Source organism: Streptomyces sp. DH-12 (assembly GCF_002899455.1).
Taxonomy (GTDB): domain Bacteria; phylum Actinomycetota; class Actinomycetes; order Streptomycetales; family Streptomycetaceae; genus Streptomyces.
This window is the reverse complement of record NZ_PPFB01000001.1, coordinates 2,935,366-2,945,733: the sequence shown is the minus strand read 5'-3', so window position 1 is coordinate 2,945,733 and position 10,368 is coordinate 2,935,366. Positions and strand designations below refer to the sequence as shown.

The following is a 10,368-nucleotide window of genomic DNA, read 5'->3' as shown; positions in this document are numbered from 1 at the left end:
TTCGGGAGAGGGGAACGCCCCTGGTGAGGGGCCATTGTCACGGTTGTGTCACCGGCCCCGACCTGCCGCGGGCATGCGTGCGGCCCTCGCCCGGGTGGCGGCGGGGGCCGGTTCAGTCCCCGGAGCGTCCGGGGGGCGAGGCGCCGCCCGGGGGCGGTCCGTCGGGGGGAGCCGGAGGCGCGGAGGCCGGGCCGGGGCCCGGGGCCGGACCCGGCCCCGGGGGCCGTGCCGGTCCCGGGCGCCCGCCGCCCGCCGTCGTGCCGGAGCCGGGGGGCCGCCCCCGCCGGGGAAGGGGCCCCGTCTCGCCGGGGAGGCGGCCGGCTTCCGCCAGGGCCCGGCGGAGCAGGAACTCGATCTGCGCGTTCGCCGAGCGCAGTTCGTCGCCCGCCCAGCGGGCCAGTGCCTCGTACACCGCCGGGTCCAGCCGCAGCAGCACCTGCTTGCGCTGCGGCCGGCGCTGCGGGGCCGGGTCCCCGGACGGCGCGGTCACTGGTAGAGCGTCCCGGTGTTGAGGACCGGCTGCGCCGAGCGGTCACCGCACAGCACGACCATCAGGTTGGACACCATGGCCGCCTTGCGCTCCGGGTCGAGGTCCACGATGTCCTGCTCCTGGATCCGGGCCAGGGCCGTCTCGACCATGCCCACGGCGCCCTCCACGATCAGCTGCCGCGCCGCGACGACCGCGCCCGCCTGCTGCCGCTGGAGCATCGCCGAGGCGATCTCGGGGGCGTAGGCGAGATGCGTGAAGCGGGACTCGATGATCTGCACGCCGGCCGCCTCGACGCGCGCGTGCAGCTCGACCGCCAGCTTCTCGGTGATCTCCTCCGCGTTGCCGCGCAGCGACAGGCCGCCCTCGTCGTGGGCGTCGTAGGGGTACTCGATGGCGATGTGCCGCACGGCCGCCTCGGTCTGGGTGGAGACGAACTCGACGTAGTCGTCCACCTCGAAGGTGGCCTGCGCGGTGTCCTCGACCCGCCACACCACGACCGCGGCCAGCTCGATCGGGTTGCCGTAGGCGTCGTTCACCTTCAGCACCGCGGTCTCGTGGTTGCGCACCCGGGTGGAGATCTTGGTGCGGGAGGTGAAGGGGTTCACCCAGCGCAGGCCGTCCTGGCGGAGGGTGCCCCGGTAACGGCCGAAGAGCTGCACCACCCGGGCCTCGCCCGGCGCGACCATGTTCAGCCCGCACATCGCGATGAACGCGGCGAGCGCGACGACGACGCCGCCGGCGATGAGCCCGGCCTTGGCGCCGGTGCCGTCCACCGCCGTGGCGGTGACGATCATCACCGCGCCGGCCAGCAGCCCGAGCAGTCCGAGCAGCAGTGCCAGCCCGCCGCCGATGCTGTGCGCCGGGATCTCCCGGACGCGCGGGGCCGGCATCTCGGGCACGTCGGCCGTGATCTGCGGGTCGTGTGTGGTCATGGGTGCTCCCCCGATTCCCCGTGCGTCTCGCACGGCGTCCGATCGTCTAGCTCTTTCCTAGCTAAGTGATATCACATTATCGGTTCGCGGCAACCTCAGGCCCCTCTCGTACGTCGGTTCCGTTGGGGCGGGTGCTGATTGTCACGTCCGTAAAGACCGGATCGGCGGCCCTTTGTCATAGCTCCCGGTGTTAGCTTGCTGAGCTGACCTGAGCGGCGAACTCGTGTGCCACCTGGGCACGCAGATACGAAGCGGAGCGGAACAGGCGTATGGGACGAGCGGAAGAAAGACGCGCACGGCAGCGCGGCGGGCGCCGTGCGGCACCCAAGGGCCGCGCCGCCGGTGCGGGCGGCCGCACCGGCATACGCCGCCTCTTCACCTTGAAGAGGATCGCCGGGACCTTCATGGGCCTGTGCCTGCTCGGCATGGGCGCCTTCATCGTGCTGTACATGGTGATCGACATCCCGGAGGGCAACGCCGACGCCGAGCTGCAGAGCAACGTCTACGAGTACAGCGACGGCAGCCTGCTGGCCCGCGACGGCGACCGCAACCGCGAGATCGTCGACCTGGCCCGGGTCCCCAAGCCCGTGCAGCGCACGTTCGTCGCCGCCGAGAACAAGACGTTCTACAAGGACGCCGGCGTCGACCTGAAGGGCACCGCCCGCGGTGTCCTCAACACCCTGTCCGGCAAGGGCGCGCAGGGCGGCTCGACGATCACCCAGCAGTACGTCAAGAACTACTACCTGACGCAGGAGCAGACCGTCTCCCGCAAGCTCAAGGAGCTGGTCATCTCCCTGAAGCTGGACCGGGAGAAGTCCAAGGACTACATCCTCGCCGGGTACATCAACACCAGCTACTACGGCCGCGGCGCCTACGGCATCCAGGCCGCCGCCCAGGCCTACTACCGCGTCGACGCCGAGGACCTCACCGTCGAACAGGGCGCCTACCTCGCCGCGCTGCTCCAGGCGCCCAACCAGTACGACTGGGCGATCGCCGGCGACACCGGCAAGAAGCTCGTCCGGGAGCGCTGGGACTACGTCCTGGACAACATGGTCGAGCAGAAGTGGCTGGACGCCGGCGAGCGGGCCGGCATGAGGTTCCCGGTGCCGAAGGAGCCCAAGGCCGCCCCCGGCATGGAGGGCCAGACCGGTTACCTGGTCGAGGCGGCCAACGCGGCGGTCAAGAAGCAGCTCGTCGAGCAGGGCGCCGCCGAGGACCTGGAACAGGCCAAGGCGCTGCTGGACCGCGGCGGCTACACCATCACGCTGAACATCGACAAGAAGAAGCAGAAGGCGCTGGAGAAAGCGGTCGAGGAGCGGCTCACCAGCAAGCTCGACCCCGAGAAGCGGGACGTCGACGCCGACGTCCAGGCCGGCGCCGTCTCCGTGAACCCGAAGACCGGCAAGGTCGTGGCGATGTACGGCGGCGTGGACTACGTGAAGCACTACACCAACAACGCCACCCGCCAGGACTACCAGCCGGCCTCCACCTTCAAGCCGGTGATCCTCGCCGCGGCCGTCGAACGGGGCGCCGAGACCCAGGACGGCGAGCCGATCACGGCCGACACCGTCTACGACGGCGACAGCGAGCGCCCCGTCGTCGACGGCGGCGAGGAGGTCGGCTTCGCCCCGCCCAACGAGGACGACAAGGACTACGGCGACATCACCGTCCAGGAGGCGATGAACAAGTCCGTCAACTCCGTCTTCGCGCAGATGGGCGTCGACGTCGGCATGACGGACGTGATGGAGACCGCGACCGCGCTCGGCATGAGCGAGGACCTGGACCCGTTCCCCGCACAGACCCTGGGCACCATGGGCGCCAGCCCCCTGCAGATGGCCGGCGTCTACGCCACCCTCGCCAACCACGGCAAGCAGGTCACGCCGTCGATCGTGAAGTCGGTCGAGCACAAGGACCGCACCGTCGAGATGCCCGACCCGGTGGGCCAGTCGGTCATCAGCCGCCGGGCCGCCGACACGGTCACCTCGGTGCTCACCGGGGTGGTCGACGACGGCACCGCCCGCGCCTCCGTGCGCGACAACCCGCTGCGCGACGGCCAGCAGGTGGCGGGCAAGACGGGTACCTCCGACGACAACAAGTCGGCCTGGTTCACCGGCTACACGCCCGAACTGGTCACCTCCGTCGGTCTGTTCGGCGAGGACCCGCAGAACGGCAAGCAGGTCCCGATGTACGGGGCGGGCGGTGTCGACCACCGCGTCAACGGCGGTGGCTTCCCCGCCGAGATCTGGGCCGCGTACACCTTCGGCGTGACGGACGAGGTCTCCGAGTTCGACCTGGAGACCGAGCAGGGCGCGGCCGTGACGCCCCCTCCGAGCCCGTCGCGGTCCGAGACGCCGTCGCGGACCCCGAGCCAGGAGCCGACGACGGAGGAGCCGACCACCTCGGCGCCGCCGTCCACCACCACGACCGCGCCGCCGACGACGGAGCCGCCGACGCAGACGCCGACGAGCCCGTCGCCGTCCGAGACGACGACGACCTCCCCGCCGCCGACCTTCGACCTGCCGGACGGCCCGGAGGACCCGCTCGACGATCGCGAGTAGGCCGCCGCGCCCCGCGCCCCCGAGGGGCGCGGGGCACTGCGCGAGCAGCCCACGACCCGCCGCGCCCGGCCCAGGCCGGAACCCCCGCGGCGGGGCGGGCCGTGCTCACGGAGGGAGAACGGCGCAGGCGCCCCCGCGTACGCTCAGCCGTGGTTCAGCTCGAACCACACCACCTTGCCGGTGCTCAGCCGGGTCGCTCCCCAGCGCCGGGCCAGCCGGTTCACCAGGTACAGCCCGCGCCCGCCCTCGTCCGTGGCGCGCGCCTGCCGCAGCCGCGGCAGCTGCGGCACGTCGTCGCCGACCTCGCAGCGCAGCACGCCGGTGCGCAGCAGCCGCAGCGTCACCGGCCGGGACGCGTACCGCACGGCGTTGGTCACGACCTCGCTGACCAGCAGCTCCACCGAGTCGCTCAGCTCCTCCATGCCCCAGCGGGACAGCTGCCGCCGGGCCAGCCGGCGGGCCCGGCCGGGCGCGGCGTCCTCCGGCTCCAGGAACCAGTACGCCACGTCGCTCGGCGCGATCCCGTCGAAGCGGGCGGCGAGCAGCGCGATGTCGTCGTCCCGGTCGCCCGGGCCGAGCATGTCGAGCACCTCGTCGCACAGCGCCTCCAGCGGCGGCGGATGGTCCGGGCCGGTGAGCTGCGCGGTCGCGGCGAGCTTCTCGCGCAGCTGCTCGATGCCGGTCCACACGTCCCGCAGCCGGGACTCCACCAGGCCGTCGGTGTAGAGCAGCAGGGTCGCCCCGGCGGGCGCCTCCAGCTCCACGGCCTCGAAGTCCACCCCGCCCACGCCGATCGGGGCGCCCGCGGGCACCCGCAGCACCTCCGCGCGCCCGCCCAGGTGCAGCAGCACGGGCGGCGGATGGCCGGCGTTGGCGATGGTGATGCGGTGCGCGACCGGGTCGTACACCGCGTACAGGCAGGTCGCCATGCGGTCCACGCCGAGCCGCTGCGCCTGCTCGTCGAGGTGGTGCAGCACCTCCTGCGGCGGCAGGTCGAGCCCGGCGAGCGTCTGGGCGGTGGTGCGCAGCTGGCCCATGATCGCCGCCGACGTCATGGAGTGCCCCATCACGTCGCCGACCACCAGCGCCACCCGGCTGCCGGGCAGCGGGATCGCGTCGTACCAGTCACCGCCCACCCGGGCGGTCTCCGCGGCCGGCAGATACCGCGACGCCAGCCGTACGCCGGTGCAGCGCGGCAGGGTCTCCGGCAGCATCGTGCGCTGCAGCTCGTCCGCGATGTACGCCTCGCGCCCGTACAGCACGGCCTTGTCGATGCCGAGGGCGCTGTGCGTGGCGAGCTGCGCCGCCACCAGCAGGTCGTCGGCCTCGAACGGGATGCGCTCGGGGCGGCGCAGGAACAGCGCCGCGCCGATCACCCGGCGGCGGCCGCGCAGCGGCGCGAGGACGGCCCGCTGGCCGTCCGGGACCGCCGCCGCGCCCTCCTCGCCGAGGAGTTCGGGCAGCGCCGCCCGCGCGGCGGGGGCGTCCGTGAACACCGGGCGGACCCCGCGCAGCACCTCGGCGAGCGCGCTGCCGGGCCGCACCGTGCACAGCTCCTCGCCGACCGCGTCCAGCTCGGACGGCTCCGGCGGCGCGATCGGCATGAACCCGCCGCCCTCGGTGTCCCGCTCCGCCGGGATCCGGTCGGTGCGGCGCAGCCGCAGCACCAGCGGGCCCGTCGGCCGCTCGTCGCCGACCGGCAGCGGGTCCCGGAGGTACACCAGGATCGCGTCGGAGAAGGTGGGCACGGTCGCCCGGCACAGCCCCATCACGATCTCGTCCAGGTCGATGCCGCGGGCGATCCGCCGGGTGGCCGCGCCGACGAAGCGCAGCCGGTCCCCGTCCCGCCGCATCGGCGTGGGACGGCCCGGCCGTGCCACCTGGCCCGTGCGGCGCTCGGTGCCGCCCGGGGGCTGGGCCACCCGGTCCTGCCCGTCGGCGGGCTGCACCGGGATGCCGTCCGGTGCGGGCCGCGGACGGTGGGCGTCCGGCTCCGCGTCCGGGCCGGCGCCCGGCTGGGAGTGCTCGGAGGCGGGACCGTCCGCCGCGTCGGAGCCGGAGCCGCCGGACGCGACCGTGCCGGGCGCGGGCGGCTCACCGCCGGAGCGGCCCTGTGCCGGTAAGGCGGCCCCGGTGCCGGCCGTCCGCTCCGGGGCCGGGGAACGCGGGAACGCCCCGCGGGGATCCGCGGGGTCCACGCCCGGCTGGGGGCGCTCGAAGGAGATCGGCTGCTCCGTCACGCGTGTCGAGTCCATCCGTCCGGCGCACGCCGTGCGCGCGGTTCGCTCCGCCGGAACTCCGATACCCGGAACAGGTGCCCCCGGAACGGATTCCGCGTGTGGTCAGAGGTTGTTCCTGCGACGCCGGCCGGCCGTCCTCGGCCCGTACCGGTGTTTCCGTACCCCTCGCTCACGTCCTGCCGCCCCTCGGTGACGTCCGGTCAAGCCTCGCGCGCGCTCCGGTGGTTGCTGCTCCGCGCCCTTGCGGACGACGATCCTACGTTTTCCGCCCGGGGGCGCAGCAAGGGTCTCACGAGGACGCGTGCGCCGGTGTGCGGTCCCAGTCCTGTGGCAGTGACGGTACCGTCCACGCCGGATCCGGACGCCAGTTCTCCCAGCCGTCCGAGAACGGCGGCCCCCAGGCGTCGATCACCGCGACCGCGGCGCGCCCGGCCGCGCGCACCCGCCGGGCCAGCGCGGAGTCCATCAGGCCGTCCCGCTGGGCCTGCGCGAACTCGTCCTCGTCCCGCCAGTGCCAGCCGCGGTCCGGCCGCACGGAGATGTCCAGGAAGTGGTCCTCGGAGTCCACCCCGCCCGCCCAGCGGGCGAGCGGCTCCTCCAGGTTCACGTACCAGTTCTTGAACCGCCAGCCCGGCTCCCAGAACAGCCACACCGACCAGGGCTCGCCGGGCCGGGCCAGCTTCAGCACGCCGGTGCCGAACCAGCGGTCCCGCTGCACCGTGCGCGGCTTGGTGTAGCGGGTGGCGAGGGGTTCCCGGTGGACCGGGGTGCCGTCGGCGAGGACGGGTCTCACGCACTCGGTGCCGGGCGCCATCCACACGGCCAGCAGCTCCGGGTCGTCGCGCACGACCGTGACGGGGCGCGCGATGTGGATGCGCGCGCCGCCGTTCTCCCGGTACCGCCACAGGATCTGCGTCCCGGGCTCCCAGTGGCGGGCCGCCCCGTCCGCGCGGCCGTGCGTCGTGGTTCCACCCTCTGTCATGCGCAGATATTAGGTGGCCCGGCCACGCGACGCTGCGGCCCCGGTCACGGTCCACCCCCGGCGCGCCGGGCCCTACGGGCGTGTCATCCGCAGGACGTCCAGCGCCTCGTCCAGCTGTTCCACGGTCAGGTCGCCGCGCTCGACGTAGCCGTTCTCCAGCACCACCTGCCGGATGGTCTTGCGTTCCTCGAGGGACTTCTTGGCGACCTTCGCGGCCTCCTCGTAGCCGATGTACTTGTTCAGCGGGGTGACCACGGACGGCGAGGACTCGGCGTACTCGCGGGCCCGCTCCCGGTCGGCGACGATCCCGTCGACCGTGCGGTCGGCGAGCAGCCGGGAGACGTTGGCGAGCAGCCGCACCGACTCCAGCACGTTCTTGGCGATCACCGGCAGCATCACGTTGAGCTCGAAATTGCCGGACGCGCCGGCCACGGCGACGGTCGCGTCGTTGCCCATGACCTGGGCGCACACCATCAGCACGGCCTCCGGGATCACCGGGTTGACCTTGCCGGGCATGATCGAGGAGCCGGGCTGGAGGTCGGGCAGGACGATCTCGGCGAGGCCGGTGCGCGGCCCCGACGCCATCCACCGCAGATCGTTGGCGATCTTCGTCAGGCCGACGGCGACGGTGCGCAGCTGCCCGCTGGTCTCCACCACGCCGTCCCGGGCGCCCTGCGCCTCGAAGTGGTCCCGCGCCTCGGTCAGCGGCAGCCCGGTCGCCCGCGCCACCTCCTCGATCACGGCGGCGGAGAACCCGGGCGGGGTGTTGATGCCGGTGCCGACGGCGGTGCCGCCCAGCGGCAGCTCGGCCAGCCGGGGCAGGGAGGCGTGCAGCCGCTCCACGCCGTACCGCACCTGGGCGGCGTACCCGCCGAACTCCTGGCCCAGGGTGACGGGCGTGGCGTCCATCAGGTGGGTGCGTCCGGACTTCACCACGTCGGCGAACTCCTCCGCCTTGCGCTCCAGGGCGGCGGCGAGGTGCTCCAGGGCCGGGATCAGGTCCCGGGTGACCGCGGCGGTGGCGGCGATGTGCAGCGACGAGGGGAAGACGTCGTTGGACGACTGGGAGGCGTTGACGTGGTCGTTGGGGTGCACGTCCCGGCCCAGCCGCTCGGTGGCGAGGGTGGCGATGACCTCGTTGGCGTTCATGTTGGACGAGGTCCCGGACCCGGTCTGGAACACGTCCACCGGGAAGTGCTCGTCCCACCGGCCCTCGGCGACCTCCGCGGCCGCCTCCTGGATCGCCTCGGCGATGTCCTCGTCCAGCACCCCGAGCCGGGCGTTCACCTTGGCGGCGGCGGCCTTGACGCGGGCCAGCGCCTCGATGTGGGCGCGCTCCAGGCGCTGCCCGGAGACCGGGAAGTTCTCCACCGCCCGTTGGGTCTGCGCCCGCCACTTGGCGTCGGCGGGGACTCGCACCTCCCCCATGGAGTCGTGCTCGATGCGGTGGTTCCGGGCGTCGTCCGTGGTCGTCATCGTGTGTACCTCCGTGGAGCACAGCAGCGGTGTCGGACGAGCGTATTCCCCGGAAAGGCCGTCCGCCCCGCCGCGACGGCACGCGGCGGGGCGGAGCACCCGTGGGGGGCGTCAGTCGCTCTGCAGACTCACGTCGTCCAGCAGGAAGCCGGTCTGCAGGCTGCGGTCCTCGGTGGCGGTGAACGCCACGGTCACCGTCTGCCCGGCGTACGCGGACAGGTCGGCCGAGCGCTGCGTCCAGCCGCCGCCCGCGTGCACGTTGGACCAGGTGGCGAGCGTGGTGCCGTTCACCCGGACGGTGAACGTGTCGTACGCCCGGGTGCCGGACTCGGCGGTCTCGACGCGCAGCCAGAAGCCCAGCGACGCGCCCGTGCAGCCGGCCGGCACGGTCACCGTCTGGCTGATCGACTCGGTGCCGGCGGAGCCGTTGCCGCCGAGCCAGGCGAAGCGGGTGCCGCCGTGCGCGGGCCGGCCCGTGTGGGCGGCGATGGCCGCGGTGGTCCCGGTCCACGGCGCGGTCCCGCTCTCGAACCCGCCGTTGCCGATGACGCCGGCGGTGTCGCAGACGCCGCCGCCGGTGCCGGCGGCCTGCTGCCACACGGTGTACGCGATGCCGTCGGCCGCGCGGTCGAGGCCGGTGGTGTTGATGTTGGAGAGGGTGTCGCACGCCCGGTGGTAGCAGGGGTCGTACGACGCGCCGGAGGTGCCGCCCCACTTGGCGGCCTGCGCGGCGGTCTTCCGGGCGCTCGCCCCCATCGCGTAGCCGGACGTGGGGATGCCGTACCGCTCGAAGGAGTAGTCGTCGCTGCGGCCGGCGCCCTCGGTGTTCTCCTCGGGCCGGAGGCCGAGGGAGTCCCAGTACGCCTTCATCGGAGCGGCGGCCGCGGAGGTGATGTGGTTGATGAAGTAGCCGCCGTTGACCGAGGCGATCATGTCGAAGTTGTAGTACGCCTTGATCCGGGAGCGTTCCGCCGACGACAGCGAACGGACGTAGAAGTAGCTGCCGTTGAGGCCCTGCTCCTCGTCGGTCCACCAGGCGAAGCGGACCCGGTTGCGCAGGTCCGGGTTCTCCCGGGCGAGCGCCAGGGCGTTCTCCAGCAGGGCGGCGGAGCCGGAGGCGTTGTCGTTCATGCCGGGTCCGGCGGAGACGCCGTCGAGGTGGGCGCCGAACATGTACACGTTGTCGGCGTCGCCCCGGGGCCACTCGGCGATCAGGTTGGGTCCGGCGCCGCTGGTGCAGCCGGAGGTGCAGGGCTGCTCGGTGACGGTGTAGCCGGCGGCCTGCAGCCTGCCCTTCACGTAGGCGACGGAGTCGCGGTAACCCTGGGTCGTGGACCGGCGGTTGCCGCCGTTGCGGGCGGCGACGGCGCTGAGTTCCTCGAGGTGGGCCCGTACCGCGGTGACGCTGATGTCGGGGGCGGCGAGGGCGGTGGTGGTGGAGGCGGGGGACGTGCCGGACGGGGTGGCCGCGGCGGGGAGTGTGCCGAAGCCGAGCACGAGGGCGAGCAGGGTGCCCGCCAGGGCGAATCTTCGTTTCACCTGGACTCCTCCGGACGGTGGCTGTGGGGTCGCCACGCGAGGGACCCGGCATGGCATGTGCATGCCGGGCTGCCAGGAAGAGTCACAGCAAGTTGTTGATCGGGTCAACGGCGTCGGACCGGGCGGGGCCAGGTTGTCCGAAAGCGGCACA

Annotated in this window: 6 protein-coding genes and 1 pseudogene; 1 reads left to right on the top strand and 6 read right to left on the bottom strand. The window is 73.3% G+C overall.

The window, feature by feature from the left end:
• Nucleotides 1–226: 226 nt before the first annotated feature.
• Both C1708_RS35035 and C1708_RS11895 read right to left on the bottom strand, forming a co-directional pair.
• Nucleotides 227–490, bottom strand: a pseudogene (locus C1708_RS35035) (type II toxin-antitoxin system antitoxin); the annotation flags it as partial.
• Nucleotides 487–1,422 (bottom strand): SPFH domain-containing protein, encoded by a 936-nt coding sequence (locus C1708_RS11895; RefSeq protein ID WP_106412655.1) that lies wholly within the window; start codon nucleotides 1,420–1,422, stop codon nucleotides 487–489. The gene C1708_RS11895 and the pseudogene C1708_RS35035, both read right to left, overlap by 4 nt.
• A 269-nt stretch (nucleotides 1,423–1,691) precedes the next feature.
• Between C1708_RS11895 and C1708_RS11890 the strand changes: the two genes are divergently transcribed.
• A complete protein-coding gene (locus C1708_RS11890) occupies nucleotides 1,692–3,980 on the top strand; it encodes a transglycosylase domain-containing protein (protein ID WP_198602469.1) in 2,289 nt (762 codons plus the stop codon).
• 143 nt (nucleotides 3,981–4,123) lie between these two features.
• Here C1708_RS11890 and C1708_RS11885 read toward each other — a convergent pair whose 3' ends face one another.
• The 4 genes from C1708_RS11885 to C1708_RS11870 form a co-directional block, all read right to left on the bottom strand.
• Nucleotides 4,124–6,235, bottom strand: coding sequence for a SpoIIE family protein phosphatase (locus tag C1708_RS11885; RefSeq protein WP_106412654.1), 2,112 nt, complete (start codon nucleotides 6,233–6,235; stop codon nucleotides 4,124–4,126).
• Nucleotides 6,236–6,509: 274 nt separating this feature from the next.
• Nucleotides 6,510–7,202: a cytidylyl-2-hydroxypropylphosphonate hydrolase gene (gene fomD, locus C1708_RS11880; protein ID WP_106412653.1), complete on the bottom strand. Its 693-nt coding sequence runs from the start codon at nucleotides 7,200–7,202 to the stop codon at nucleotides 6,510–6,512.
• Between the two features lie 72 nt (nucleotides 7,203–7,274).
• Complete coding sequence (locus tag C1708_RS11875) at nucleotides 7,275–8,678, bottom strand: class II fumarate hydratase (RefSeq protein WP_106412652.1); 1,404 nt, start codon at nucleotides 8,676–8,678, stop codon at nucleotides 7,275–7,277.
• 111 nt (nucleotides 8,679–8,789) lie between these two features.
• Nucleotides 8,790–10,217, bottom strand: coding sequence for a M20/M25/M40 family metallo-hydrolase (locus C1708_RS11870; protein ID WP_198602468.1), 1,428 nt, complete (start codon nucleotides 10,215–10,217; stop codon nucleotides 8,790–8,792).
• Between the last annotated feature and the right edge of the window lie 151 nt (nucleotides 10,218–10,368).